Annotated in this window: 22 protein-coding genes and 1 pseudogene; 14 read left to right on the top strand and 9 right to left on the bottom strand. The window is 64.7% G+C overall.

All coding sequences use genetic code 11. The features are described 5' to 3' along the window. Positions 1-28: 28 nt before the first annotated feature. A pseudogene (locus RSE14_RS03020) lies at positions 29-1,394 on the top strand (IS3 family transposase). A 179-nt stretch (positions 1,395-1,573) separates the two neighbouring features. Here the strand turns inward: RSE14_RS03020 and RSE14_RS03015 are convergent. Continuing rightward, positions 1,574-2,788 (bottom strand): MFS transporter, encoded by a 1,215-nt coding sequence (locus tag RSE14_RS03015; protein ID WP_324075765.1) that lies wholly within the window; start codon positions 2,786-2,788, stop codon positions 1,574-1,576. A gap of 129 nt (positions 2,789-2,917) precedes the next feature. Between RSE14_RS03015 and RSE14_RS03010 the strand changes: the two genes are divergently transcribed. The 4 genes from RSE14_RS03010 to RSE14_RS02995 all read left to right on the top strand — a co-directional run bounded on the left by RSE14_RS03010 (position 2,918) and on the right by RSE14_RS02995 (position 7,084). Further along, the gene (locus RSE14_RS03010; RefSeq protein WP_324075764.1) at positions 2,918-4,084 is read left to right on the top strand and encodes an acyl-CoA dehydrogenase family protein; all 1,167 of its coding nucleotides are present in this window, start codon (positions 2,918-2,920) and stop codon (positions 4,082-4,084) included. A 101-nt stretch (positions 4,085-4,185) separates the two neighbouring features. Then, on the top strand, positions 4,186-4,491 hold the full coding sequence (locus tag RSE14_RS03005) for an FtsB family cell division protein (protein ID WP_324075763.1): 306 nt from the start codon (positions 4,186-4,188) through the stop codon (positions 4,489-4,491). Between the two features lie 196 nt (positions 4,492-4,687). Next, on the top strand, positions 4,688-5,719 hold the full coding sequence (pdhA, locus tag RSE14_RS03000) for a pyruvate dehydrogenase (acetyl-transferring) E1 component subunit alpha (RefSeq protein WP_324075762.1): 1,032 nt from the start codon (positions 4,688-4,690) through the stop codon (positions 5,717-5,719). A 3-nt stretch (positions 5,720-5,722) separates the two neighbouring features. Continuing rightward, positions 5,723-7,084, top strand: coding sequence for a pyruvate dehydrogenase complex E1 component subunit beta (locus RSE14_RS02995; protein WP_324075761.1), 1,362 nt, complete (start codon positions 5,723-5,725; stop codon positions 7,082-7,084). Positions 7,085-7,111: 27 nt separating this feature from the next. Here RSE14_RS02995 and RSE14_RS02990 read toward each other — a convergent pair whose 3' ends face one another. Genes RSE14_RS02990 through RSE14_RS02980 form a run of 3 tightly spaced genes read right to left on the bottom strand, consistent with a single transcriptional unit; the run spans position 7,112 to position 10,442 of the window. Then, positions 7,112-7,834: a TadE/TadG family type IV pilus assembly protein gene (locus RSE14_RS02990; protein ID WP_324075760.1), complete on the bottom strand. Its 723-nt coding sequence runs from the start codon at positions 7,832-7,834 to the stop codon at positions 7,112-7,114. Next, positions 7,831-8,445 (bottom strand): TadE/TadG family type IV pilus assembly protein, encoded by a 615-nt coding sequence (locus RSE14_RS02985; protein ID WP_324075759.1) that lies wholly within the window; start codon positions 8,443-8,445, stop codon positions 7,831-7,833. The genes RSE14_RS02990 and RSE14_RS02985 overlap by 4 nt, the downstream gene beginning before the upstream one ends. Beyond that, a complete protein-coding gene (locus RSE14_RS02980; RefSeq protein ID WP_324075758.1) occupies positions 8,445-10,442 on the bottom strand; it encodes a pilus assembly protein TadG-related protein in 1,998 nt (665 codons plus the stop codon). The genes RSE14_RS02985 and RSE14_RS02980 overlap by 1 nt, the downstream gene beginning before the upstream one ends. A gap of 209 nt (positions 10,443-10,651) precedes the next feature. Here RSE14_RS02980 and RSE14_RS02975 point away from each other — a divergent pair, with 209 nt between their 5' ends. Continuing rightward, positions 10,652-11,314, top strand: a complete 663-nt coding sequence (locus RSE14_RS02975; protein WP_324075757.1) for a hypothetical protein — start codon at positions 10,652-10,654, stop codon at positions 11,312-11,314. Between the two features lie 45 nt (positions 11,315-11,359). Further along, positions 11,360-11,824, top strand: coding sequence for an EF-hand domain-containing protein (locus tag RSE14_RS02970; protein WP_324075756.1), 465 nt, complete (start codon positions 11,360-11,362; stop codon positions 11,822-11,824). 4 nt (positions 11,825-11,828) lie between these two features. Here RSE14_RS02970 and trmFO read toward each other — a convergent pair whose 3' ends face one another. Then, complete coding sequence (gene trmFO, locus RSE14_RS02965) at positions 11,829-13,217, bottom strand: methylenetetrahydrofolate--tRNA-(uracil(54)-C(5))-methyltransferase (FADH(2)-oxidizing) TrmFO (RefSeq protein ID WP_324075755.1); 1,389 nt, start codon at positions 13,215-13,217, stop codon at positions 11,829-11,831. 79 nt (positions 13,218-13,296) lie between these two features. Here trmFO and RSE14_RS02960 point away from each other — a divergent pair, with 79 nt between their 5' ends. Continuing rightward, positions 13,297-13,962, top strand: coding sequence for a lysoplasmalogenase family protein (locus RSE14_RS02960; RefSeq protein WP_324075754.1), 666 nt, complete (start codon positions 13,297-13,299; stop codon positions 13,960-13,962). A 90-nt stretch (positions 13,963-14,052) separates the two neighbouring features. Here the strand turns inward: RSE14_RS02960 and gyrA are convergent, their stop codons facing one another. Beyond that, positions 14,053-16,842, bottom strand: coding sequence for a DNA gyrase subunit A (gyrA, locus tag RSE14_RS02955; RefSeq protein ID WP_324075753.1), 2,790 nt, complete (start codon positions 16,840-16,842; stop codon positions 14,053-14,055). Positions 16,843-17,181: 339 nt separating this feature from the next. On the opposite strand from gyrA, the gene RSE14_RS02950 reads away from it, so the two are divergent. The 3 genes from RSE14_RS02950 to RSE14_RS02940 all read left to right on the top strand — a co-directional run bounded on the left by RSE14_RS02950 (position 17,182) and on the right by RSE14_RS02940 (position 20,097). After that, positions 17,182-18,528, top strand: a complete 1,347-nt coding sequence (locus RSE14_RS02950; protein WP_324075752.1) for a hypothetical protein — start codon at positions 17,182-17,184, stop codon at positions 18,526-18,528. Between the two features lie 136 nt (positions 18,529-18,664). After that, positions 18,665-19,636: a lipoyl synthase gene (gene lipA / locus RSE14_RS02945; RefSeq protein WP_324075751.1), complete on the top strand. Its 972-nt coding sequence runs from the start codon at positions 18,665-18,667 to the stop codon at positions 19,634-19,636. Next, entirely contained in the window at positions 19,636-20,097 is a 462-nt protein-coding gene (locus tag RSE14_RS02940) for a type II toxin-antitoxin system RatA family toxin (RefSeq protein ID WP_324075750.1), read from the top strand. Before lipA ends, RSE14_RS02940 begins: the two co-directional genes overlap by 1 nt. Here the strand turns inward: RSE14_RS02940 and RSE14_RS02935 are convergent. The 3 genes from RSE14_RS02935 to RSE14_RS02925 are packed head-to-tail and all read right to left on the bottom strand — an operon-like array spanning position 20,058 to position 22,298. After that, entirely contained in the window at positions 20,058-20,561 is a 504-nt protein-coding gene (locus tag RSE14_RS02935; RefSeq protein WP_324075749.1) for a CinA family protein, read from the bottom strand. The two genes, RSE14_RS02940 and RSE14_RS02935, sit on opposite strands and share 40 nt — an antisense overlap. A gap of 7 nt (positions 20,562-20,568) precedes the next feature. Further along, on the bottom strand, positions 20,569-21,129 hold the full coding sequence (locus RSE14_RS02930; RefSeq protein WP_324075748.1) for a hypothetical protein: 561 nt from the start codon (positions 21,127-21,129) through the stop codon (positions 20,569-20,571). 14 nt (positions 21,130-21,143) lie between these two features. Beyond that, positions 21,144-22,298, bottom strand: a complete 1,155-nt coding sequence (locus RSE14_RS02925; protein WP_324075747.1) for a bifunctional 2-C-methyl-D-erythritol 4-phosphate cytidylyltransferase/2-C-methyl-D-erythritol 2,4-cyclodiphosphate synthase — start codon at positions 22,296-22,298, stop codon at positions 21,144-21,146. An 83-nt stretch (positions 22,299-22,381) separates the two neighbouring features. Here RSE14_RS02925 and dusB point away from each other — a divergent pair, with 83 nt between their 5' ends. Genes dusB through RSE14_RS02910 form a run of 3 tightly spaced genes read left to right on the top strand, consistent with a single transcriptional unit; the run spans position 22,382 to position 25,968 of the window. Next, positions 22,382-23,398: a tRNA dihydrouridine synthase DusB gene (dusB, locus tag RSE14_RS02920; protein WP_324075746.1), complete on the top strand. Its 1,017-nt coding sequence runs from the start codon at positions 22,382-22,384 to the stop codon at positions 23,396-23,398. A 6-nt stretch (positions 23,399-23,404) separates the two neighbouring features. After that, positions 23,405-24,505: a two-component system sensor histidine kinase NtrB gene (locus tag RSE14_RS02915; RefSeq protein WP_324075745.1), complete on the top strand. Its 1,101-nt coding sequence runs from the start codon at positions 23,405-23,407 to the stop codon at positions 24,503-24,505. A gap of 11 nt (positions 24,506-24,516) precedes the next feature. After that, positions 24,517-25,968 carry a sigma-54-dependent transcriptional regulator gene (locus tag RSE14_RS02910; protein ID WP_324075744.1) on the top strand — a complete coding sequence of 484 codons (1,452 nt, stop codon included), beginning with the start codon at positions 24,517-24,519 and terminating at the stop codon, positions 25,966-25,968. The last annotated feature ends 65 nt before the right edge of the window (positions 25,969-26,033 follow it).

Genomic DNA, 26,033 nt, shown 5'->3' with positions numbered 1-26,033 from the left:
GCTTCGTCGTAGTGACGAAGGAACGAAGATGAAGACCCAATCCTCCTTGAAAAAATCGGCACCCAAAAAGCCCCCCGCTGAGCGGGTTGTGAAGGACATCCGGCGGCAGACCTGTCGTCATTTCTCGGCTGAAGACAAGATCCGGATCGTGCTCGATGGGCTACGCGGTGAAGACAGCATCGCCGAGCTCTGCCGCAAGGAAGGCATCGCCCAGAGCTTGTATTACACCTGGTCGAAGGAGTTCATGGAAGCGGGCAAGCGCCGACTTGCCGGTGATACTGCTCGTGCCGCAACCACCGGCGAAGTGCAGGATCTGCGCCGCGAGGCCCGTGCCCTCAAAGAATGCGTTGCGGACCTGACGCTCGAAAACCGTCTGCTGAAAAAAAGCATGATCGCGGATGGGGAGGGCGAAGAATGAGGTATCCCGCATCCGAGAAGCTTGAGATCATCAGGGTCGTCGAGCAGTCCCACCTGCCCGCCAAGCGGACGCTCGACAAGCTGGGCATCGCCCGTCGGACCTTCTACCGCTGGTATGACCGCTATCTCGAGGGCGGGCCGGAGGCGCTGGAAGATCGCCCTCCGCGCCGAGCCGGGTGTGGAACCGCATCGCGCCTGAGGTGCAGGATCAGATCGTCGGACTCGCGCTGGATTACAGCGAGCTGTCCCCACGCGAACTGGCCGTGCGATTTACCGATGAACGCCAATACTTTGTGTCCGAAGCCACGGTTTACCGCCTGCTGAAAGCACACGACCTAATCACCAGCCCGGCCTATGTCGTGGTGAAAGCGGCTGATGCGTTCCATACCAAGACCACCCGGCCAAACGAGATGTGGCAGACCGATTTTACCTACTTCAAGATCATCGGGTGGGGCTGGATGTATCTCTCCACCGTGCTCGACGACTTCTCGCGCTATATCATCGCCTGGAAGCTGTGCACCAACATGCGGGCCGAGGATGTGACCGACACGCTGGACCTCGCCCTGGCAGCTTCCGGCTGCGACAGCGCCACGGTGCTGCACAAGCCAAGGCTGCTCAGCGATAATGGTCCCAGTTACATCGCGGGAGAACTGGCGGAATACATCGAGGCCAACAAGATGAGCCACGTGCGCGGCGCCCCGATGCACCCGCAAACCCAGGGCAAGATCGAGCGCTGGCACCAGACCCTGAAAAACCGCATCCTGCTGGAGAACTACTTCCTGCCCGGCGACCTCGAGGCCCAGATCGAGGCCTTCGTCGAGCACTATAACCACCAGCGTTATCACGAAGCGCTGTCCAACGTGACACCCGCCGACGCCTACTTCGGCAGGGCCCCAGCCATCATCAAACAGCGTGAAAGGATCAAGCGACAGACCATCGAACATCGGCGCTTGCAACACCGCAACCTCGCCGCGTAACATCAACCCCCGGACGAGGCCCGCACTCCGCTAATTTACGCCCCGTGTTGTGCCGAATGTTCTGACGACGGACAGTGAGGGGGGGATTGGCCCGTCATTCGGTTTCTGGCCTGAACGCCTTTCATTGACCGGACTAGCGGAAATTTCCTAATAAAATAATAAGCTTGACACTTTTCCTGTCAGGCGGCCTCAGCATCACCCAGCCTGCGCCAGCGCCGCTCGGCATAGATCGCAAGGCTCAGCACGGCGCTCGACATGGCCAGCAGCAGCGCGCAGGCCGCCGCCCAGCCGCCCGCCTCGTAGATCGCCGTGCCCGCAGCAGAGCCGATCGCGCCGCCCACGAACATGGTGACGATATAGCTGGTGGTGAGCCGTGTGCGGATGTCCGGGGCGAGCGTGAACAGCGTCATGCGGCCGGTCACATCCACTGTCGGGCCGACGAGATTGACGATGAACAGCGGCACCAGCACCGCCAGAATCGAAAAGCCCAGCGGATAGAACAGCGCGATGCCGACGAATTGCACCAGCGCTGCCGCGATCCGCGCGCGGCGCGGTCCGACCCGGTCCGCCCAGCGCCCGAGCCGCGGCGTGGTGACGACGCTGACCGCCGCGATCCCGGCCAGAAAGCCGACATCATCCGTGCCATATCCCATCGCCGGGCTGGTCAGATGCAGCGCGAGGGCTAGCCATGTGGCCGTGAAGGTCGCAAAGTTCAGCCCTTGCATCGCTGCCGAGAGCCGCATGTCGGGATGCCTTGCCGCCAGCGTGAAGACCGAGGCGATCAGCGCGCCATAGCTGGCCCCGGTGCGCTTGGGTGCGGTGCCTTCGCTGCGCATGGCGATCGGCAGAAATCCGGTCACCACCGCCATGATCGCAAAGGCGCAGACATAGACCGTGTGCCAGTCGGCATGTTCGGCAATCACGCCTGCGCCGACGCGCGCCACCAGAATGCCGAAGATCACCGCGGCGGTGAGCTGGGCGGTGACCTGTCCGAGACGCTCGGGCGCGACCCGCTTCGAGGCGAAGGCGGGGATCAGGTAGGGCGCGATGGTGAAGAAGCCGAGCAAGGTCGAGGCGGCGGTGAACAGCACGAAGCCGGGCGCCAGCACCATGCCGCCAAGACACAGGGTCTGGCCCGCAACGAAAATCAGGCACAAGCGGCGGTTGGAATAGAAATCGCCCAGCGGCAGCAGCAGCAGGATCCCGAGCGCGAGTGCCAGCTGGTTGAGCGCGGGGACCAGCCCGATCTCGCCCTCGCCAACGCCAAAGGCGCGCGCCACCTCGCCGATGATCGGGTGGATGTAATAGGCATTGGCCGTCACCACCGCGATGGTGAGCGCCAGCGCGCGTTCCTGCGTGCGGGTGAGATAGGCGAGGGGAGTGGGAGTCGTCACGCGCGGTCAGTATCAGATCGAAACGGGATTGCCACGGGAGAGCCGCGTGGCAAAAGCGCATAAATTCGTCAGGTGGACTTGTGGCGCGCAAGCGTTCAATCCGCCCGCCAGGTTGAAGGAGAGCATCGCGTGTCCACCGCCCACGAGCCCGAGGAACTGGCCGAAATCCGCCGCGCGGTCTCAAGCCTGTGCGATGGCTTTCCGGGCGAATATTGGCGCACCAAGGATGCCGCGCGCGCCTATCCGGGCGAATTCGTCGATGCGCTGACACAGGCAGGCTTCCTTGCCGCGCTGATCCCGACAGAGCATGGCGGCAGCGGTCTCAGCCTTGAGGCGGCTTGCGTGATCATGGAGGAAATCCAGGCGTCGGGGTGCAACGGCTCTTCTGCCCATGCGCAAATGTACATCATGAACACGCTGCTGCGCTACGGCAGCGAGGCGCAGAAGGCGGCTTATCTGCCGCGCATAGCCAGCGGGGAATTGCGGCTTCAGGCCTTTGGCGTGTCGGAGCCGACCAGCGGCACGGATACCTTGAGCCTCAAGACCCGCGCCGTCCGCGATGGCGATGAATATGTCATCTCCGGCCAGAAGATCTGGACGAGCCGCGCCGAACATTCCGATCTGATGCTGCTGCTCGCCCGCACCACCCCGCGCGAACAGGCGGCGAGCAAGACCGAAGGGCTTTCGATCTTCCTCGTCGACATGCAGGCTGCGCTGAAGAACGGCATGAGCATCAAGCCGATCCGCACGATGATGAACCATTCCTCGTGCGAGGTGTTCTTCGATGATCTGCGCATCCCGGCCTCCGCGCTGGTAGGCGAGGAGGGCAAGGGCTTCCGCTACATCCTCTCCGGCATGAACGCCGAGCGCATCCTGATCGCGGCCGAGTGCATCGGCGATGCCAAGTGGTTCATCCGCAAGGCGACCGACTATGCCAAGGATCGCAGCGTGTTCGCCCGCCCCATCGGGCAGAACCAGGGCGTGCAGTTCCCGATCGCGCGCTGCTATGCCCAGATGCGCGCGGCCGAGCTGATGGTGCACCATGCCGCGCGCGTTTACGATGAAGGGGGTAACCCGGGCGAAGAGGCCAACATGGCCAAGCTTCTCGCCTCCGAAGCCAGCTGGGCCGCGGCCGACATGTGCGTGCAGACCTTCGGCGGCTTTGGTTTTGCCGAGGAATATGACGTCGAGCGCAAGTTCCGCGAGGCGCGGCTCTACACTGTCGCGCCGATCTCGACCAATCTCATCCTGTCCTATCTGGCCGAACATGTGCTCGGCCTGCCGCGCTCCTATTGAGCCGAGCGCCCCAGTCTTTATGGGGGCGGCATGCTTGGTGCTTGCGGTGCGGGGCCAAGTGTGATTCTTTAGGTCCGTCGGCAAGGGAGAACAGGTCAGCCATGCGCAAGCCGGGTTCGAGCGAAAGAGGCAAGCAGATGATCGCGCTGCTGGTGCTGCTTGCCATCGCGGGCTTTGCAGTCGCGGGCCCCACCGGGCTGCTCGCATGGAGCGAGAATGCCGCCGCCCTCAAGCAGCGCGACGCCGAGATCGTTCGCCTCAAGGCTGAACGCGATGCTCTGCGCAACCGCGTCAAGCTGCTCGACCCTGACGCTGCTGACCCCGATCTGGCCAGCGAGCTGGTGCGCGAACAGCTGGGCGTGATCCACGAGGATGATGTGGTCATCACCCTCGAGGACGAGAAATAGGCGCCCGAGCCTTATTTGCTGATTTCGTATGCGCGTGCGTGGCTGAAGGCGCGCTTGACGTTGCGTCGCGGGGCATTCCCCGACTATACGATTATTGCGCGCCGCTCCTCCCCTGATGCGCGCACGGGAAGGGATCGAGATTTTGGCCAAACAGCCTGCAAAGCCGCCGCGTGCGGCAAAAACCCCCGCATCCGCCATGGATGATGAGGATTTCATCCTGCACTCGCTGCAGGACGCCTTTGTCGCGAAGAAGCGCTATGCCGCGTCCAAGGCGGAGATGCTGGAATTCTACCGCCAGATGCTGCTGATCCGGCGGTTCGAGGAGAAGGCCGGCCAGCTTTACGGCCTCGGCCTGATCGGCGGCTTCTGCCACCTCTATATCGGGCAGGAAGCGGTCGCCATCGGCCTCCAGAGCGCGCTCGACGGCGCGCGCGATTCCGTCATCACCGGTTACCGCGATCACGGCCACATGCTCGCCTACGGCATTGATCCCAAGGTGATCATGGCCGAGCTGACGGGGCGCGAATCCGGTATCTCGCGCGGCAAGGGCGGCTCGATGCACATGTTCTCGACCGAACATAAGTTTTACGGCGGCCACGGCATCGTCGGCGCGCAGGTGGCACTCGGCGGCGGGCTCGCGCTCGCGCACCAGTACAACAACGACGGGGGCCTGTGCCTTGCCTATTTCGGCGACGGCGCGGCCAACCAGGGGCAGGTCTACGAGACCTTCAACATGGCGGCCCTGTGGAACCTGCCGATCGTCTTCGTGGTCGAGGACAACCAGTATGCGATGGGCACCGCGTCCAAGCGCTCCTCGGCCGAAACCCGGTTCTACCGCCGCGGCACGGCGTTCCGCATTCCCGGCATGGAAGTAAACGGGATGGACGTGCTCGAAGTGCGCGCCGCTGCCGAGGTCGCTTTCGCTCATGTCCGCGCCGGCAAGGGCCCGGTGCTGATGGAGTGCAACACCTATCGCTACCGCGGCCACTCCATGTCCGATCCGGCCAAGTACCGCACCCGCGAGGAGGTGCAGGAACAGCGCGAACAGCATGATCCGATCGAGGGGCTGAAGAAGACCCTCATCGAGAACGGCTGCACCGAGGACGAATTGAAGGCGATCGACAAGGCGATCCGCGCCGAAGTCGCGGCTGCTGCCGATTTTGCCGAAACCTCGCCCGAGCCGGAGATGGCCGAACTCTACACCGATGTTCTGGTGGGGGAGTATTGAGCCATGGCAATTGAACTGAAGATGCCGGCCCTCTCGCCGACGATGGAGCAGGGCACGCTCGCCAAGTGGCTGAAGCAGGAAGGTGACCGGATCGAGCCGGGCGATATCATCGCCGAGATCGAGACCGACAAGGCGACGATGGAATTCGAGGCGATCGATGAAGGCGTGCTCGAGAAGATCCTCGTGCCTGCCGGGACCGAGGATGTGGCGGTTGGCGCGGTGATTGCGCTGATCGCCGGGGAAGGGGAGGTGGCCGCACCTGCGCCCGCTCCTGTCGCAACGCCTGCGCCCGCTCCGGCTCCGGCCCCTGCGCCCAAGGCGGAAAAGCCTGCTCCGGCAGCCCCCGTTGCTGCCCGCGATCCGGCTATTCCCGCCGGCACCAGCCTCACCAGCACCACGGTGCGCGAGGCGCTGCGCGATGCCATGGCCGAGGAAATGCGGCGTGACCCGCGGGTCTTCGTGATGGGCGAGGAAGTCGCGGAGTATCAGGGCGCCTACAAGGTCACGCAAGGGTTGCTCGCCGAATTCGGCCCCAAGCGCGTGATCGACACCCCGATCACCGAATATGGCTTTGCCGGGATCGGCACGGGCGCGGCGATGGGCGGTTTGCGCCCGATCGTCGAGTTCATGACCTTCAACTTCGCGATGCAGGCGATCGACCACATCATCAACTCGGCCGCCAAGACCAACTACATGTCGGGCGGGCAGATGCGCTGTCCGATCGTGTTCCGCGGCCCCAACGGCGCGGCCTCCCGCGTCGGCGCGCAGCACTCGCAGAACTACGGGCCGTGGTATGCCAGCGTTCCGGGCCTGATCGTGATCGCGCCCTATGATGCGGCTGACGCCAAGGGGTTGATGAAGGCCGCGATCCGCTCGGAAGATCCGGTGGTCTTCCTCGAAAACGAGCTGGTCTATGGCCGCAGCTTCGATGTGCCCGATGTCGATGACTATGTCCTGCCGATCGGCAAGGCGCGGATCATGCGCGAAGGCAGCGACGTTACCATCGTCAGCTATTCGATCGGCGTCGGTCTGGCGCTTGAAGCGGCGGCCACGCTGGCGGACGAGGGGATCGATGCCGAAGTGATCGACCTTCGCACCTTGCGTCCGCTCGACAAGCAGGCCGTGCTCACCAGCCTTGCCAAGACCAACCGCGTGGTGGTGGCCGAGGAAGGCTGGCCGACCTGCTCGATCGCCAGCGAGATCATCGCGATCTGCATGGAAGAGGGCTTCGATCACCTCGATGCGCCCGTCATGCGGGTGTGCAACGAGGATGTGCCGCTGCCCTATGCCGCCAACCTCGAAAAGCGCGCGCTGATCGATGCCGCGCGTATCGCAGAAGCGGCGCGAAAGGTGTGCTACAAATAGGACGGAACTGGCGCCGCCCGGCCGCAATCAGGTCGGGCGGGCCGCCGAAAAGACGTTGCACGTCGCCGTCGGGCCATCGTCGTAAAGCTGCGTCAGATCGCGCGAATCGCGGATGTTGAAGGCGGCGGTGTAGGTGATCACGTTCCCGTTATAGGCCTGGAACGGGGTGAGCGAGCGGTAGTCGTAAGCCACCTCGACAAAGATCACTGCCGTGCCGGGGGACGCCGTGATGAGGTTGCCGGGCCGGCCCATGCCGGCAAAGCTGGTGCCGGTGGCACCCGTTCCTTGCAGGCCGAAGCTCGAGGTGTGGTTCTTGGCCCCGCGGCAACGCTGCCAGGCGATCCACTGGCCGCCTTGTCCGTTCCGCTGCAGGCTGGAGACGATCACCCGCCCGCGATCGAAGATGCCGAGATTGGCGCCCAGCTTTTCCGCGCCGACGAAGCTTTCGTTGATATCGCTGTCGAACACCCGGCGTGCGGTGAGAACGTCCTGTTCGCCCACGCGCGAGACGTTGTCGGCCACCTGCATCGCCAGCTGGCTGACCTGCATATGTGCGATCACGAAATAGGCGGTCTCGGTGCCGAGCAGGCCCATCGTCAGCACCACCGGTGCCGAGAGTGCGAACTCGACAAAGGCCACCGCCGAATTGTCGCGCGCAAGGCGGCGGCGCAGCTGGCCGAGGCGCTTGCCGAAAGCGGCAGCCGCACCCATGCCGACAGCGGGCGAGGCGGGAAGGGTGACGGGCATCATGTGCAATTCCCCGTAGGCGCGTTGCGGTCCTGTTCGTCGTAGGGCTGGTTGCGCAGCACGGTCGTGGCGCGCAGGGTCACGTTCTGCGGCATGCCGGCGAGCTGATACATCGGGAACAGGCGCGGATAGGTGACGATCGCAGTGTAGAGCACCGCGTCGCGTGCGCCGCCGATGCCGTTGGTGCCGCGATTATTATCCCGCGTACCGTTGCTGTTGTCGTCGACGAAAACCTCGTTGTTGTTGCACACGCCGTCGTTGTTATCGTCCGAAAATTCCTCGCCTTCACCGATATCGCTGAAGTCGAAGTGCGACAGCGCCTCGAACCGGATCGTGGCTGTCGGCGGGACGACCTGGCGCACGCTGTTCGCGACCCGGGTGTTGATGTTCGCCATGGTGGTCCCCGCGCCTTCGAGCGTGAGATCGCGTCCGGCCTTCTGCAAGGCGCCGTTGAGCATCGAGTTGGTGTATTGCGTATGCGCCATGTCGAACAGGCCCATGATCATCAGCAGCAGCACCGGCGAGATCAGCGCGAACTCCGTGAGGGTCGCAGCATGGGTCTCGCCGATGAGACGACGCAACAGGCCGGGCAGGCGGGGGGACGGGCGGCGCATCACGAGGTGAGCCTCAGCGCCGCGATCTTCTGCGCAATTTCACGGAATTGGGCCGTCAGCGTGGCATTGTCATTGGCCTGGAAGGCGCGGCCGGGCGATGCGCAATCGATCAGGTTCTGCGTCAGCGTTGTCCCGAAGGCGACCACCCAGACGGTGATGTTCTCGGCGCGGGCAGCCCGGCACACGGCTTGCAGACGGGCGGCGCGGCGGGTCGCTTCGGTCGTGCCATTGCCATCGGATGTGATGCGGCGGTCCCACCACTCGATCCCGTGGGTCGAATAGTTCTCGTTGCTGGTGACGAGCATACCGTCGGTCATGAAGATGATGTGGCGCTGGATCGCATCGCCGTTGGGGGCGGTGGCGTTGTCGGCAGCGAACATCCCGCGCGGCGAGATCAGGCGGGCGCCCCACACCATCCCGATATCGTGATAGGTGTTGCCGCTGGCTACGAGAGCGTTGACATAGGTCTGCAGGTTCGCGCGGGTGATCTCGGTCATGCGGAAAGCGGCGCGCGGGCAGGTGTAACCCGGGCGGCTTTCGTCGGTGGTCTGGTAGAGCCAGCTCAGCGTATTGGTGGTGCCGGTGCCGTCCTCGCGCTTCCACACCGCGTTGCGCAGGGCCGGCTTCCAGCGCTGGTCTTCGGTGGTGGGCACAAGGTTGATGTTGAGGTCGTGCGCGCCGGCGGGCAGCGGGTCATAGGTGCCGGTCACCACGGTCTGCGGTTCCTCGATGCAGCCGTCCCAGGTCACACTGGTGAAAGCACCATTGGCACCGAGCGGCATGTTGATGGTGTTGTTGGTGTAGAGGTTGGCGAGGTTGACCGTCTCCCAGCCAGCCGGGCTGCCGGCAGGATTGTTGACGTTGCACGGATTGGTCGCGCCGGTGGTGACGGGGCAGTAGATCCAGTCGCGGAACTGGATTTCGCTGCGATAGGTATCTGGGATGACGTCCGCCAAAGTCGCCTGACGGCGCTTGATGATCCGGCCCGAACAGCCCGCACGATTGTTGAGGCTGCCGCTCTGCCACACGTTGAGCGTGTAGGTGTCGGTCAACACTTCCCAGCGCTGTGCGCCAACAGTGTAGGTGCGTCCGTCATAGGTTTCGCACAGGTCGCGATCGGCGTTGTTGGTGCGGGTGGGATCGCCGCTCCGGTTGTTGAAGCGGTAGTGATCCTGGTTGGCCGAACCCCAGTTGGAAAAGCTGCGCGGCATCCACTCGGTCTGGTCGGAAATGACGATCCAGTCGCCCACGCTGATGCCGTTGCCCGGCACCAGGATCTGCACGGTCTGGTAGCGCGGCACACGCGACTGGTAGGTGTGGCTGCTGGCCATCATCGCGCGCGGAATCAGCCCGCCGACATTGACCTGCTGCGAATAGGGGACGATCCCGTACCGCACCTGCGCCGAATTGGAGGTGGCGGCCTCGACCGTGTCGTAGAAGCTCATCACTGCCGAGCGCAGGGCAACAATCTTGGAACCGGAGCCGGAAGCGCAGTCGGAGCCATCCGGGCAGTCCGCCATCGATCCGGTGACGTCGAGCACGAACATGATGTCGCTGTTCGAGATGTTGATGTCGGCCGTGCAGCGCACGTTGATCGAGAAATTGCCGAAGCCGAAGGCGCCCATGATGCTCGGCGGCAGGCTGCCGCTGGCCGTCCCGGTGACGGTGCCCTGACCGTCGCTGGTGTAGTTGCGCGTGCCGCTGACGAGGCCGAACATTCCGTTCGAGAAGTTCTGGTCGTAGAAATTGAGGCCGATGGTGCGGTGGGCGGTGGTGAAGGTATCATCCACCATTGCTCGGCGTGCAGCCAGAGCGCCTGCGTCACACGCAGCCTGCATACGTGATGCGGTCATGAAATAGCGGCTCGCATCCACTCCGCCGCCGACCATCGCCATCAGCGGAACCATTGCGGCCGCAGCAATGACAATGGTGTTCGCTGCGGTGTCGCGAAACAGCGACCGCAGGAGCCTTTCAAACCATGATCTGCCATGCGTCATCGGATGCAGTCCTTTTGACGAGCGTCCCTCCGATCAACCGGAGAGACCCCTCAACCAGTCTGCCTCTTAAGCCTTGTCTGGTAAGCGGATTGCCAAAGACCATGGTTAAGCAAAGTCTAAGAGGCCGCTTCCCTCCAACCTTGCGCGAAGCGTGCCGGAGCGGGACAGATCGCTTGTCAAAGGCTGACGCAGACAGCTAGGCGGCGGCCATGACTTCCGAAAATCCCGAAAGCCTGCCGCCCGAAGCGGAGCTTGCGCTGGCATGGAGCGGGCCAAAGGTTCGCGCGCCGTTAAGCACAGCTCTTCAGCTTGATCGGCGGCTTGCGCGCATCGTTTCGCGCACCACCGAGCCGATGCTGGGGCAGATGCGGCTTGCATGGTGGCGCGAGGCGTTAAACAGGCCCTCGGTAGAACGCCCGCAGGGCGATGTGGTGCTCGATGCGATCGGGCGCGACTGGGCCGGGCGCGAGGCAGCGCTCGCGGCGATGGTCGATGCCTGGGAGGTGTTGATCACAGCAGAGCGCCTTGAAAACGTTAAGATTGCCGAATTTTCTGCGGGGCGCAGCGCATTCTTTTTGGCGCTGGATCCGGATCTTCCGGCGGCTGCCGTGCCGCGAGTCGCCACAGCCGGCATACGCTGGGCGACGGCCGATGCGGCCTGCGCGGTGACTGACGAGAGCGAACGCGCGGCGCTGGTTGCGACGGGGCTGGCGGCGGGCTCTGCCGGGCCGCAGCGGCTGCCCGCATCCTTGCGCGGTATCGCCGTTCTCGACGCTCTGGCGCGGCGCTCGCTCGCGCGCGGAGGGCGGCCGATGATGGTGGGGCGGGGCGCGCCGCTTGCTGCGCTCAGGGCGGCTATCTTTCTGAGCTGATTACGTATATTTCCAAAAGTGCAACAGCAAGGGGGGAGCAGACCCGTGCGGCAAGCAGTTTTGGGTGTAATCGCTGGGCTGGCGCTGGCCGGTGTCGGGGTGTTCTGGTGGCAGGGCCGCGCGGCCGTGGAAAACAGCGCTCCGCCGCCGCCTTCGGGCGCTCCCGGCAAGACTGATCCCATGGCGCTGCCCCAGAGCGAGCCCGGCGCGGCCAAGGGCCCCGCGCCGCCCGAGGTGAGCGAGCTGACCAAGGAGGAACAGCGCTTCTTCCGCTATGATCGCAACCGCGACCGGCTGATCACCCGCAACGAAATGCTCTCGACCCGCTCGGACGGCTTCCGTGCGCTCGATGCCGACGGGAACAACCTGCTGACCTTCGAGGAATGGGCGGTGACGACGGTGGACCGCTTCGAGAGCGCCGATGGCGACCGCGATGGCCGGCTCACCCCGCGTGAATTCGCCGCGACTGTGCCCAAGCCCGCCCCGAAGAAACCGGCCTGCAAGTGTTGAGGCCCTAGGCCGGCACCGCCTCGCGGCTTGCGGCAATCCACGAGGCCAGATCGGCCTTGGCGCGATTGGTGTAGGCTTCCTTGCGGCTCTTCTTGCCGACCTCGTGGAGCGGCGGGAACAGCCCGAAATTGACGTTCATGGGCTGGAAGGTCTCGGCCTCGGCATCGCCGGTGATGTGGCTGAGCAGCGCGCCCAATGCTGTGGTCGCGGGGAGCGGCTGCCAGTCATGCCCGGCAAACTCTGCCGCCGTCATCATGCCCGCGACAAGACCGATGGCGGCGCTTTCGACATAGCCCTCGCAGCCGGTCACCTGCCCTGCAAAGCGGATATGCGGCGCGGCGGTGAGGCGAAGCTGGCGATCGAGCACCTTGGGCGAATTGAGGAAGGTGTTGCGGTGGAGGCCGCCGAGCCGCGCAAATTCAGCATTTTCCAGCCCCGGAATGGTGCGGAACAGCTCCACTTGCGCGGCGTATTTCAGCTTCGTCTGGAAGCCGACCATGTTCCACAGCGTGCCAAGCTTGTTGTCCTGCCGCAGCTGCACCACGGCATAGGGCCAGCGGCCTTGCGGGAATTCGGGCGTCACATCGAAGGGATTGTCCAGCCCCACGCCCTTCATCGGCCCGTAGCGCAGCGTCTCGACCCCGCGCGCGGCCATCACCTCGATCGGCATGCAGCCGTCGAAATAGGGCGTGTCCTTTTCCCACTGCTTGAACTCGGTTTTTTCGCCCTCCATCAGCCCGCGGTGGAAAGCGAGGTACTGCTCCTTGTCCATCGGGCAGTTGATATAGTCGCCGCCTTCGTTCGAGGCCTCGGTCCGCTTGTTCCAGCGCGACTGGATCCAGCATTTCGACATGTCGATGGAATCGTGGTGGATGATCGGCGCGATGGCATCGAAGAAGGCGAGCCGTTCGGAACCTGTGGCGCGCACGATGTTACCAGCGAGGGCCTCGGCCGTCAGCGGTCCGGTGGCAACGATGGTGAGCCCGGCTGCGGGGAGGGCGTCCACCCGTTCGCGCACGATGGTGATGTTGGGGTGGGCTTGAAGCGCCTTGTCCACCTCGGCGGAGAAGACATCGCGGTCCACCGCCATCGCGCTGCCCGCCGGAACACGCGCCACTTCGCCTGCGCGCATCACCAGACTGTCCAGCATCCGCATCTCGTGATGCAGCAGGCCGACCGCGTTCTTGGTGTCATCATCCGAGCGGAAGGAATTGGAGCACACCAGTTCGGCCAGGCCATCGCTCTGGTGGGCAGGGGTCATATTGTCCCCGCTGCCGCGCATCTCCGACAGGCGGACCTTCAATCCGCGCCGCGCCAGCTGCCAGGCCGCCTCGCTCCCGGCGAGCCCGCCGCCAATGATGTGAACATCGTGAATTGTCGGTGTTGCAGTCATGGTCGCCCGCGTAATTGCGTGTTAGCCCGAGGGCAAGCACAACGGCAGGTCATGCCGGATTGGACAGGCGAGGGAGGCCATGGCGAAACAGGCGCTGATCGAGCAACGTCCGTGGCTGCTGGCGAGCATTGCCGCAGGCACGGCCTTCTTCTTCCTCAAGGATAATCCGATTGCCGAGGGCGTGTGGGGCATCCTGCTCAAGGGTTCCGCGGTGGGCTTGCTGGCGCTTTATGTCGCGCTCCGGGTGCCCGGGGGCAAACACCGCGCCGACGGGTGGCTGCTGGTGGCCGCGCTCGTGCTGGCGGCGCTGGGCGATATGGCGATCGAGCTGTGGTTCACCGCCGGTGGGGCTTTCTTTGCCGCAGCGCATTGCGTCGCGACCGCGCTTTATCTGCGCAATCGTCATGCGAGGCCGTCTCCGGTGCAGAAGGTGGTCGGGCTCGCCCTGCTGATCGGCACCCCACTGGTTAGCTACTGGCTGAGCGGCGAGGTGGCGATTGCGGTCTATGCGGGGTTCCTCGGGATGATGGCATCGACCGCGTGGATGAGCCACTATCCGCGCTACCGCGTCGGCACCGGGGCGGTGCTGTTCGTGGTGAGCGACTGGCTGATCTTCTCGCGCGGCGCGCCGCTTGATCTGGGCGTGCTGCCCGACCTCCTGATCTGGCCGCTCTATTTCGGCGGGCAGGTGATGATCGCGACCGGCATTGTGCAGTGCTTGCGAGGCGAACAGCCGGTACGCTGAGGCCCTGCCTGTTTTGAAGGCACATGAAAAAAGGGGCAGGGGGCGCCTTCACCCTCTGCCCCTTTTTTGATCACCGCACTGGCGAGCAGGCTATTCGGAGGGCGCCTCGCCCCCGTCAGCCATTTCGGCAGCAATGGCTTCCTCGGCGGCGTTCTCCGGTTCCTCGGTCTCGTCGATCAGGGCCGCGCCGACGATGTGCTCGTCCTTGGCGACATCGAAGATGCGGATACCCGACGAGCCGCGTCCCGAGATCGAGAAGCCCTTGAGGCTCTCGAACCCGCCTTCGATCAGGTGACGGAAACCGATGTCGAGGCGGATCAGCTTGGCCTGATCGGTCACCAGCATCAGCTGCGAGCCATGCTTGACCGGGAAGCTCGCCACCACCGGGCCATTGCGGTCGGGATTGCTGTCGGGCGTGCCGATATTGGTGATCCCCTGGCCACCGCGCGAGGTGGTGCGATATTCATAGGCCGAGGAAATCTTGCCATAGCCGTTGGCGGTGATGGTGAGGATGAACTCCTCGGCTTCCGCCATCGCGGCGACTTGTTCTGCCGGGAGGGTGGAGACCGCGTCGTTGTTCTTCCACGCCGCCGCGCGCAAGTAAGCCTCGCGGGTTTCCATGTCGGCGGTGAGCGGATCGACCACCGCCATGCTCACGACCTTGCCGCCCTTCTTGAGGCTCATGCCGCGCACGCCGATGCCGGTGCGGCTCTTGGTCTCGCGCGCGTCGGTGGCAGAGAAGCGGATCGCCTTGCCGCTATCGCTGGCAAGGAAGATCTGCTGTTCTTCGGTGAGGAGCTGCACCCCGATCAGCCGGTCACCCGAGCCCTCGACAAAGCCCATCGCATATTTGCCCGCCGTCGGGATGTTGGCGAAGGCGTCCATCGAATTGCGGCGCACCATGCCTTGTTCGGTGGCAAAGACGATGTTGAGATTGGCCCAGCTCGCCTCGTCCTCGGGCAGGGGCAGCACGTTGGTGACGCGCTCGTCCTCGCCCAGCGGCAGGAGGTTGACCATCGGGCGGCCCTTGGTGGTGGGCCCGCCTTCGGGCAGCTTCCACACCTTGAGGCGATAGACGCGGCCGGTGTTGGTGAAGAACAGCACCGGATTGTGGGTGCTGGTGACGAAGAGCTCGACGACGGCATCCTCGTCCTTGGTCGCCATGCCCGAGCGGCCCTTGCCGCCGCGACCCTGCGCGCGGAAGGTGGCGAGCGCGGTGCGCTTGATATAGCCGTCATGGGTGACCGTGACGACCATGTCCTCGCGCTCGATCAGGTCCTCGTCTTCGAGGCCGTCCCAGGCGGGCGCGATTTCAGACAGGCGCGGCGTGGCATAGGTGGCGCGGATTTCGGTCAGTTCTTCCCGCATCACGCCATAGAGCTTCACGCGGTCTGCGAGGATCGAGAGATATTCCGCGATCGCTGCGGCCAGCTCCTTCAGCTCGTCGCCGATCTCGTCGCGGCCGAGCGCAGTCAGGCGGTGGAGGCGCAGTTCGAGGATGGCTTTCACCTGCCGCTCGGACAGGCGATAGGTGCCGCCGCTCTCGTCATCGGACGGATCAATCGCCTCGACCAGCCGGATGTACTGCGCAATGTCGCCGATCGGCCATTCCTTGGCGAGCAGCTTGCCGCGCGCTTCGGCCGGATTGCGGGCCGAGCGGATCATCGCCACCACCTCGTCGAGGTTCGAGACCGCGACCACCAGACCCAGCAAAAGGTGCGCCCGCTCGCGCGCCTTGTTGAGCTCGTACTTGGTGCGCCGCGTGATCACTTCCTCGCGGAACGCGATGAAGCTCTGGATGATGTCGCGCAGGGTCAGCGTTTCGGGCCGGCCGCCGCGGATCGCCAGCATGTTGGCGGGGAAGGAGGCCTGCGCAGGGGTGTGGCGCCAGATTTGGTTGAGCACGACCTCGGGGGTGGCATCGCGCTTCAGATCGACGACAACGCGAACGCCCTCGCGCGAGCTTTCGTCACGAATGTCGGAGATGCCCTCGATCCGCTTGTCCTTGGCGGCCTCGGCGATCTTCTCGACGAGGTTCGACTTGCCGACCTGATAGGGGATCGAGGTGAACACGATCGAGCGGCGATCATTGCGCCCGGTTTCCACCTCGTGACGGCAGCGCATCAGGATCGACCCGCGCCCGGTGGTGTAGGCCGAACGCGCGCCATGCGTGCCGAGGATCAGCGGCGCAGTGGGGAAATCGGGGCCGGGGATGAACTGGATCAGCTCTTCGGAAGTGATGTGCGGATTGTCGATGAAGGCCAGACAGCCGTCGATCACCTCGCCAAGGTTGTGCGGCGGCACGTTGGTCGCCATGCCGACCGCGATCCCGCCCGCACCGTTGACCAGCAGGTTGGGAAAGCGTGCGGGCAGCACCGTCGGCTCCTGCCGGCTGCCGTCATAGTTCTCCGTGAAATCGACCGTGTCCTTGTCGAGATCGTCGAGCAGGCTGTTGGCGACCCGCGCAAGGCGCGCTTCAGTGTAACGCATCGAGGCCGGCGGATCGGGGTCCATCGATCCGAAATTGCCCTGACCGTCGATCAGCGGCACGCGCATCGACCAGTCCTGGGTCATGCGGGCGAGGGCATCATAAATCGCGCTGTCGCCGTGCGGGTGGTAGTTACCCATCACGTCGCCGACGATCTTTGCGCTCTTGCGATAGGGGCGCCCGGCGACAAAGCCGCCTTCCTGGCTGGCGAAGAGAATGCGGCGGTGGACCGGCTTCAACCCGTCGCGCACATCGGGCAGGGCGCGGGCGACGATCACGCTCATCGCGTAATCGAGGTAGCTCGACTTCATCTCGTCGACGATGTCGATGCGTTCAAAACCGCCCATCGGTGCGGGCGGGGTGGAATCGAGGATGTCGCTGTCGTCGCTCAAGGGTGGTGCCGTTCTTGTCTGTTGTCGAAAAGCTGCTCGGGCAGATCAATCCGCGCCATGGCGGCCGAGCATTTGCCTTGCCCTGCTATGTAGGCCTCCGCCCGCGCTTTCGCCACCTTGGCAGGCGATAACAGGGTAAATGGGCGCCGTTTTTCCACACTTGCAAAACCCTAATGCGACAGGCTCCGGCAAAGCGCCCCGCAACCATTCAAAAGCCGTTCAGCCGCCGGCGCCTAGCGGGAATTGCAAATTGGCTGCAAGCCGTCCAAAGGCTGAGGCGATATGACACCCGGCGGCAGGCCCATGTGCCCGCCTTGCGGGAGACCTGTGGAGGATGAATTGAGCAAGCTGACTTCGACCCATCACCGCACTGCGGGCTTCACCCGGCACCTTGCGCTGGCAATTGCGCTGGCCGGCGGCACTGCGATGCTGGCTGTCCCCGGCCTCACCGGCGAGGCCCACGCACAAAAGCGTGACAAGAAGCAGGAAGCCGAAGCGCCCAAGCCGCAATATTCCAAGGAATTCGTGGCCGCCTACCAGCCGCTCAACACCGCGCTTGCAGCGGCGGGCACCGATGTCGCCTCGCTCAAGCCGCAGATCGAGGCAATGGTGGCGCTGGCCAAGTCGCCTGACGAGCTGAACGCGAGCGGCAGCCTGATCTACAACGCGGGCAGCAAGCTGTCGGACCGCGTGATGCAGCTGCGCGGCATGGAAATGATGATCGGCAGCGGCAAGCTGGCCCCGGCAGATTCGGCGCGCTACAATTTTGTCGCCTACCAGCTGGCCAATGCGCTGCAGGATTATCCCCGCTCGCGCGGCTTTCTCCAGAAGGCGATCGACGGCGGCTTCACCACCGAAACCATCGGCAAGGCCGATCTCGAGATCACCATGGCCGAGAGCTATTTCTCGGCCAGCGAGTTCCTCGCCGGTCTCGATTATCTCGATCAGGCGATCAAGGCCCGCAAGGCCGCCGGCCAGCCGGTCGATGCCCAATGGTATCGCCGCGGCATCACCGTTGCCTACAACAACAAGATCGCCCCGCAGATCTATGACCTCGTGACCCTGTGGCTGGCCGATTTCCCGACCATCGACAACTGGCGCGACGGGATCAACCTGACCCGCAATCTCAATGATTACGAAGGTCCGGAAATCCTCGACCTGCTGCGCCTGTCGCGCAAGGCCGGGGTGCTGAAGGACAAGCAGGACTACCTCTACTACGTCGAATCCGCCGATCCGCGCCGCCTGCCCAAGGAAGTAAAGGACGTGATCGACGATGCCTACGCCAAGAACGCGGTGAGCAAGGACGATATCTTCGTCACCGATTCGCTCGCCACCGCCACCGGCCGCATCAAGACCGACCAGGCGGAGCTTCCCGTGCTCGAGCGCGATGCCAACGCCGCTGCTGCGGGCGTGCGCACCGTGTTTGCCGCAGGGGACGCTTTCCTGAGCTATGGCCAATACGCCAAGGCCGCGGGCTTCTATGAAAAGAGCCTCGGCATGGCCGGCGTTGATCGCAACGTGGCGATGACCCGTCTCGGCATCGCGCAGGTTGGCGTGGGCGATTATGCCGCTGCGCAGGCCACCTTTGCCAAGGTCGAGGGCAACCGCGTCCCGCTCGCCAAGCTGTGGAGCGCCTATGCCAAGCAGCTGGCCGCAGGCGTGGTGATGGCGCCGCCCGCGAGCTGATCCGTTTCACCGGACGGCTGCACGAGAAAACGGGCGGCGGGCGCAGGCTTGCCGCCCTTTTTTGTGTCCGGTTGATGCAAAAAAGGCAGGCCTGCCGGTGCTTGCGGGACGGGCCTTGCGCGCCTAAATGCCGCTCATGAACGACCTCGCCAGCACCCCGCCGTCCGATCCGTCCGCCGAGCGTCCGGCCCGCCAGCGCAAGCCTGACTGGATCCGTGTGCGCGCACCGGTGAGCGAGGGCTATCACGAAACGCGCCGGCTGATGCGCGAGCTCAATCTCAACACCGTGTGCGAGGAAGCGGCCTGCCCCAATATCGGGGAGTGCTGGACCAAGAAGCACGCCACGGTGATGATCCTCGGCGACGTCTGCACCCGGGCCTGCGCCTTCTGCAACGTCAAGACGGGCATGCCGCGCGCGGTCGATCCGATGGAGCCGGAAAACACCGCGATTGCCGCAGCCAAGATGGGGCTGGAGCATATCGTCATCACCTCGGTTGATCGCGACGATCTGCCCGACGGCGGGGCGAGCCAGTTCGTCAAGGTGATCGAGGCCCTGCGCCGCACCACGCCGAACACCACGATCGAAATCCTCACGCCCGATTTCCGCGGCAAGATGCGCCGCGCGGTCGAGATGATTTGTGAAGCTGGCCCCGATGTTTACAACCACAACCTCGAAACTGTCCCAAGGCTTTATCCGACCATCCGCCCCGGCGCGCGCTACTATGCCTCGCTGCGCCTGCTGGAAGAGGTGAAGGCCCACAATCCGCTGATCTTCACCAAGTCGGGGATCATGCTGGGGCTGGGCGAACAGCGCCTCGAAGTGCACCAGGTGATGGACGACATGCGCTCGGCCGAAGTCGATTTCATCACCATGGGCCAGTATCTCCAGCCCACGCCCAAGCACGCGGCGGTCGAGGAATTTGTCACCCCCAAGGCTTTCGCCGCCTATGGCGCGATTGCGCGAGCCAAGGGCTTCCTGCAGGTCGCCTCGAGCCCGCTGACCCGTTCGAGCTATCACGCGGGCGACGATTTCGCCAAGATGCGCGCCGCGCGCGAGGAAAAGCTGGCGCGCGATGCAGCCCGTTCTGGGGCCAGGGTCCAGCCCTAGTGCCCGGCATTCGCGAGACTCGGCGGCTGCCTTACTCTGCCGAGCAGATGTTCGATCTGGTGGCGGATGTGGCCCGCTACGGCGAATTTCTGCCCTGGGTGATCGCCACCCGTGTGCGCAGCAACTCGGATACCGAAATGGTCGCCGACATGGTGGTGGGCTTCAAGAGCTTGCGTGAAAGCTTCACCTCGCGCGTCGCCAAGGAACGCCCGCGCGAGATCAGGGTCCACTATGTCGACGGGCCGCTGTCCGATCTCGACAATGTCTGGACCTTCCGCGCGGTGGATGATCACACCTGCGAAATCGACTTTCTTGTCGAATTCACCTTCCGCAACCGCCTGTTCGAGAAGATCGCCGGGCAATATTTCGACAAGGCCTTCCGCAAGATGGTGGAGGCCTTCGAAACCCGCGCTGCTGAACTTTACGGCAGCAACAACTCGAGCGCGCAGAGCGTCGCCTGACGGCGGATCTCGGCGCGGCCATCGGGTGCCTCGCCGCCTTCGAAGAACTTGAGCTCTCCCCCGGGCTCGCCCCCGGCATTGCGGCACACCCACGCAAACACCACCGTGCCGATCGGCTTCATCGCTGTGCCGCCGCCCGGGCCTGCCACACCGCTGATTGCCACGGCAACATCGGCCTCTGACCGTTCAAGCGCGCCCTTGGCCATCGCCCAGGCGCAGGCAATCGAGACTGCGCCGAAGGTTTCGATGATGTCTTTGGAAACACCCAGCATCTGCATCTTGGCTTCGTTGGAATAGGTCACGAAGCCGCGATCGAGCACGGCGGAAGAGCCGGCGATCTCGGTGATGGCGCCCGCCACCAGACCGCCGGTGCAGCTTTCCGCTGTAGCAAGCTTGCGCCCGAGCGCGGCGTTTTCCGCCACGACCCGGGCCGCAAGCTCGGTGATATCATCGGGTAGCAGCATGGCAGACCTAGCGCGCAGCAACGGGCGGATTGGCAGGGCAGATCTCCGGGTTCTTGATATCCGAGAGTTCGGCCACGAAGGCCAGCAGTCCGGCGATGTTTTCGGGCGGAAGCGGGCTCAGCAGCTCCATCCCGCGTTCGATCTTGTCGCAGCTGTCGGGCTTGATCTCGCCGGCGATCATCTGACCCACCAGCCCGTCGACGAAGGGACGCAGCGAGCTTTCGGGGAGGGCGGCGATCATCGCGGCCATGCCATCGTCCTTGCCCCCTTCGGCGGCTTTGTCGCTCGCCATGAAGGTCTTGAGCAGGAGGAAGGCGCCCGGCCATGCGGCGTCCTGCTTGGCGCGGAAGCTCTGGATGAAGCGGCCCTTGTCGCGGGCCAGAAAGCCGTCGGACTTGAGCTGCTTGCCGCAGGTGGTGCTGACCGCGTCATAGGCAAGCGGCATGGCGTAGAGCACCGCATCGCCGAGATCGGCCGCTTGCACGCAGGCCTGCTGCTGCGCCTGCGCAGTGGTCGCAGTGGCAAGCGCAAGGACGGCGAGAGCGGGGGCAAGGACGCGGGTTTTCATCACGGGTGATCCTCTCATTGCAGGGAAAGCAGAACGATGGCCTGAGCAGCGATGCCTTCGCCGCGGCCGGTGAAACCCAATCTTTCGGTGGTGGTCGCCTTGATGCTGACCGCGGCTTCGCTGGTGCCCATGATTTGGGCAACTGCCGCGCGCATCGCGGGGCGGTGCGGGCTGATCTTGGGCGCCTCGCAGATCAGGGTGAGATCGACATTGCCTATCTTGTAGCCAGCCTCGCCGGCCAGCTTCACCGCATGGGCGAGAAACTGGGCAGAGCGTGCACCGCGCCATTGCGGATCGCTGGGCGGGAAATGGGTGCCGATATCGCCTGCACCAATCGCGCCGAGCACGGCATCGGTAATCGCGTGCAGTGCAACGTCTGCATCGGAATGGCCGGCGAGCCCCTTGTCATGCGGGATCTGCACCCCGCACAGCCACAGCTCCTCGCCCACCTCGAGGCGGTGCACGTCATATCCCTGTCCGATCCGGAATGCCGGGGCGCTGGCCTGATCCACCAAATCCTCCGCGAAGGTGACTTTCTTCAAACGCTCGTCTCCATCGACCAGCGCAACTGAACCTGAGCTTGCGCGCAGCACCTGCGCATCATCGCCGGCATCGGTGTCGCCCTCCCATGCGCGGTGGGCCGCGAGGATCTCGGGATAGCGGAAGGCCTGCGGGGTCTGGACCCGGCGCAGGCTCTCGCGCGGGGCTGTGCCGGCCATCACGCTCGCATCGTCCAGCGCAAGGCTGTCGACCACCGGTAAAACCGGGATCGCGCCGGGATGCGCGGCGAGGGCTGCGAGCAGCCGGGCAATGACCGGCGCGGGCAGATCGGGCCGCGCGGCATCGTGGATCAGGACATGCTGGGGCGCATCGCCCGCCAGCGCCTCAAGCCCGGCACGCACCGAATCCTGCCGGGTCGCTCCGCCGGTGACAAAGCGGATGCCGGAAAGGCCAGCAAGCGCAGCCTCGGTATCCCCAAGCGCATCGGCGCCGATCACGATCACGAGGGGGCTCGCGCCTGTCTCGAGCAGCGCCTCGACTGAGTGGCGCAGCAGCGGTTTGCCGCGCCACATGCGGAACTGCTTGGGCACATCGCCGCCCACGCGCAGACCCTTGCCTGCGGCGACCACGATTGTGGCAAAGGAGGGAAGGGGGGGCTGGCCTGTCATCCGTGCCAGCGCTTAAGGTCTGGACGGGCTTTCGGCAATCCACTATGCGGCTGCCCAAATATTAGGCACACCCCCCGATCGACATGACCCAGCTTCCCCAACCGCCGGCCTTGAAGCCGATCGCCATCGGCCCTGTGACCGTTGCCGAACCGGTCGTGCTTGCGCCGATGACGGGCGTCACCGACATGCCCTTCCGGACGCTGGTGCGCCGCTATGGTTCGGGCCTCAACGTCACCGAAATGGTCGCGAGCGAGGCTGCGATCCGCGAGACCCGCGTCAGCACGCAGAAGACCGCGTGGGACCGGATCGAGGAGCCGGTTTCGATGCAGCTGGTGGGCTGCGATCCGGCCTCCATGGCCGAAGCCGCCAAGATTCAGGAAGGCAATGGCGCGGCGATCATCGACATCAATTTCGGCTGTCCGGTGCGCAAGGTCGTCGGCCAGTTTGCAGGCTCTGCCCTGATGCGCGAAGTGCCGCTCGCGGTGCGGCTGATGGAAGCGACGGTGAAGGCGGTGAAGGTGCCCGTCACCGTCAAAATGCGCATGGGCTGGTGCCACGACAGCCTCAATGCCCCCGAGCTTTCGCGCATTGCCGAGGATCTCGGCGTGCAGATGATCACGGTCCACGGCCGCACCCGCAACCAGATGTACAAGGGCAGCGCCGACTGGGCCTTCGTGCGCAAGGTCAAGGATGCGGTGAACATCCCCGTCATCGTCAACGGCGATATCTGCGGGGTCGAGGATGCAGCCAAGGCGCTCGAACAATCGGGTGCGGACGGGGTGATGATCGGGCGCGGCGCCTATGGCAAGCCGTGGCTGCTGGGTCAGGTGATGCACTGGTGGCGCACCGGCGAGGCCTTGCCGACGCCGGGCATGGCCGAACAATATGCCGTGCTGGTGGAACACTACCACCGCATGCTCGATCACTATGGCCGCGAGACCGGGGTGAAGATGGCCCGCAAGCATCTGGGCTGGTACACCAAGGGCCTCCACGGCTCGGCCGAGTTCCGCAACATGGCCAATTTCATCGACGATCCCGATCAGGTGCTGGGCGAGATCGAGCGGTTCTATTCGCCCTTCCTGCTCCAGCAGGCGGCCTGAGGGACGATGCGACCCGACAAGGCAGCAGGCGAGGCGGGCCGTCCGGATGCGCGCTCGCAGCTTTCGGGCATGATTTTCGCGGTGCTGCTGATCGATGGCGAGGGGATCATCACCGAACTCAACCATGCGGCGGAAAATCTGCTCGGCACTTCGGCCAGCCGGCTGATCGGAACGCACCTGATCGACCGCATCGGTCCGCTCGACGAACGCGTGGAAGCGCGCCTGATGCAGGGCGACGAGGCGCTGGTGGCGCGCGATCTGGCAATCGGCAGTGGCGGCAATGAATTGCGCATCAACCTCACGGTCTCGCCTCTGGGTTCATGGCCGGGCTGGCGGGTGGTGACGCTTTCGGAAATCGGCCATGATGATCCGGTCCACCAGCAGGGCGGCGAGGCGATGCTTGGCGCGCCGGCAGTGCTGGCTCACGAGATCAAGAACCCGCTTGCCGCGATCCGCGGGGCAGGCCAGCTGATCGCCCGCAAGCTGCCCGATACCGACAAGAAGCTCGCCCGGATGATCACCGACGAGGTCGACCGCATCGCCCGTCTGATCGACCGGATGCAGCAGCTTGGCAGCACCCGCACCGGCGCGGTAGAGCCGTGCAATCCGCACGAGGCGATCCGCTCCGCCATCGCAACGATGCGCGCGGCAAGCTCCGAACTTGGCGAGGTGGTGATCCACGAGGAATTCGATCCCTCGCTGCCCCCGGTGCTGGCCAATCGCGATGCGCTGGAACAGGTGCTGATCAACCTTGTCTCCAACGCCCGCGATGCCGCGCTCGGATGGAAGGGGGCAGACCGCGCCTCGGCCGAAATCGTGGTGCAGACCCGCTTTGTCAGCGGTCTCGCGTTCAACGCCATCCGTCAGGGCCGCGCGGTGCCGCTGCCGATCGAGATCACCGTCAGCGACAACGGCCCGGGGATCGATCCTGCCCTGCGCGATCACGTGTTCGAACCCTTCGTCTCGTCCAAGCCTTCGGGCCAGGGCCTCGGCCTGTCGCTGGTGCGCAAGCTGGTGCGCGACATGAACGGCAATATTTCTCACGACCGCGATGCCCGCGCCGGCCTCACCCATTTCCGCCTGCATCTCCCGCAGGCCAGACGCTAGAGCCACGCCCCATGCCGACAGCTGCCCGCAACATCCTGCTGGTCGAAGACGACGCCGCCATTGCGACGGTGATCATCGCCGCGCTGGAGGACGAGGGCTTTGCGATTTCGCACTGCACCAGCATTGCCGAGCGTGACCGGCTGATCGCGGCTGAAAGCTTTGCGGTGATGCTGACCGACGTGATACTCGAGGACGGTGACGGGCTCGCCAGCCTTGCCGCCGTGCGCGAGCATGCGCCCGACATGCCCGTGATCGTGCTTTCGGCACAGAACACGCTCGATACGGCGGTGCGCGCGAGCGAGAGCGAGGCCTTCGAATATTTCCCCAAGCCCTTCGATCTTGACGAGCTGGTTCATGCCGTGCGGCAGGCGGCGGGGCAGCGCTCTGCTCAGGCGGACGACGCCGAACTGCGGGGCGAGAGCGAGAGCGAAGGCGCGCGCATGCCGCTGGTGGGCCGCTCGCCTGCCATGCAGACGGTCTACCGCATGATCACCCGTGTGCTGCGCAATGATCTCACCGTCCTCATCACCGGCGAAAGCGGCACGGGCAAGGAGCTGGTGGCCGAGGCGATCCACGAACTCGGCAGCAGGCGGACCGGGCCTTTCGTTGCGGTCAACACCGCTGCGATCCCTGCTGACCTCGTGGAAAGCGAGCTGTTCGGGCACGAGAAAGGCGCCTTCACCGGCGCCATTGCCCAGGCGATCGGCAAATTCGAACAGGCCAATGGCGGCACCCTGTTCCTAGACGAGATCGGCGACATGCCGCCCGAGGCACAGACGCGGCTTCTGCGCGCGCTGCAATCGGGGCGCATCCGGCGCGTGGGCGGGCGGCAGGAGATTGCGGTCAATGTCCGCATTGTCGCTGCCACAAACCGCGATCTTGCCCCGATGATCGCTGCGGGCACCTTCCGCGAGGACCTGTTCTACCGCCTCAATGTCGTGCCGATCGAGCTGCCACCCCTGCGCGAGCGGCGTGAGGATATCGGTGCATTGGCCCAGCATTTCCTTGTGCTGGCGACCGAGGATGGGTTGCCGCGCCGCTATCTTGCGCCCGAAGCCATTGCCCGGCTCGAACAGCGAAATTGGCGCGGCAATGTCCGCGAGCTGCGCAATGTCGTCTATCGCTGCGCGCTTATGGCGCGTGAGGACCGGATCGATGCCGAAAGCCTGATCGACATGATCGGCGAGGAAATCGCCCCTGCCTCTGCCACCGTCGCCGCTGGCGAAAGCGGCGGTTTCGGCGAAGCGCTCGGTGCATGGCTGGCGAGCGAGGCCCCGCCTTCGGGCACTCTCTATCACCGCGCTCTCGCCGCCTTTGAAAAGCCGCTGATCGAGCATGCGCTCGGCCGCACCGGCGGCAATCAGCTGCGCGCCGCCCAGCTGCTCGGCATCAATCGCAACACACTGCGCAAGCGGATCGGCGAGCTCGGGCTGGAACCTGATCGCTTTTCTCCACCGTCCTGACGCAAGCAGGCAGGCGGCGCGGTATTAGCCCCTTGCAAATTTGCCACACCATTGTTGTAACGGTG

This window comes from Erythrobacter sp. (assembly GCF_035194505.1).
GTDB lineage: Bacteria > Pseudomonadota > Alphaproteobacteria > Sphingomonadales > Sphingomonadaceae > Erythrobacter.
Note: the sequence above shows the minus strand (reverse complement) of the source record. Positions and strands in the feature narration are given on the sequence as shown.

Excerpts from the sequence above, each read along its gene's own strand:
- RSE14_RS02990 (WP_324075760.1), bottom strand. The coding sequence starts at position 7,834 with ATGATGCCCGTCACCCTTCCCGCCTCGCCCGCTGTCGGCATGGGTGCG.
- RSE14_RS02930 (WP_324075748.1), bottom strand. The coding sequence starts at position 21,129 with ATGAAAACCCGCGTCCTTGCCCCCGCTCTCGCCGTCCTTGCGCTTGCC.
- RSE14_RS02910 (WP_324075744.1), top strand. The coding sequence starts at position 24,517 with ATGCCGACAGCTGCCCGCAACATCCTGCTGGTCGAAGACGACGCCGCC.
- dusB (WP_324075746.1), top strand. The coding sequence starts at position 22,382 with ATGACCCAGCTTCCCCAACCGCCGGCCTTGAAGCCGATCGCCATCGGC.
- RSE14_RS02995 (WP_324075761.1), top strand. The coding sequence starts at position 5,723 with ATGGCAATTGAACTGAAGATGCCGGCCCTCTCGCCGACGATGGAGCAG.
- RSE14_RS02925 (WP_324075747.1), bottom strand. The coding sequence starts at position 22,298 with ATGACAGGCCAGCCCCCCCTTCCCTCCTTTGCCACAATCGTGGTCGCC.
- pdhA (WP_324075762.1), top strand. The coding sequence starts at position 4,688 with ATGGATGATGAGGATTTCATCCTGCACTCGCTGCAGGACGCCTTTGTC.
- RSE14_RS02935 (WP_324075749.1), bottom strand. The coding sequence starts at position 20,561 with ATGCTGCTACCCGATGATATCACCGAGCTTGCGGCCCGGGTCGTGGCG.
- RSE14_RS02985 (WP_324075759.1), bottom strand. The coding sequence starts at position 8,445 with ATGCGCCGCCCGTCCCCCCGCCTGCCCGGCCTGTTGCGTCGTCTCATC.
- RSE14_RS02975 (WP_324075757.1), top strand. The coding sequence starts at position 10,652 with ATGACTTCCGAAAATCCCGAAAGCCTGCCGCCCGAAGCGGAGCTTGCG.
- RSE14_RS03005 (WP_324075763.1), top strand. The coding sequence starts at position 4,186 with ATGCGCAAGCCGGGTTCGAGCGAAAGAGGCAAGCAGATGATCGCGCTG.
- trmFO (WP_324075755.1), bottom strand. The coding sequence starts at position 13,217 with ATGACTGCAACACCGACAATTCACGATGTTCACATCATTGGCGGCGGG.
- RSE14_RS02915 (WP_324075745.1), top strand. The coding sequence starts at position 23,405 with ATGCGACCCGACAAGGCAGCAGGCGAGGCGGGCCGTCCGGATGCGCGC.
- RSE14_RS02980 (WP_324075758.1), bottom strand. The coding sequence starts at position 10,442 with ATGACGCATGGCAGATCATGGTTTGAAAGGCTCCTGCGGTCGCTGTTT.
- lipA (WP_324075751.1), top strand. The coding sequence starts at position 18,665 with ATGAACGACCTCGCCAGCACCCCGCCGTCCGATCCGTCCGCCGAGCGT.
- RSE14_RS02960 (WP_324075754.1), top strand. The coding sequence starts at position 13,297 with ATGGCGAAACAGGCGCTGATCGAGCAACGTCCGTGGCTGCTGGCGAGC.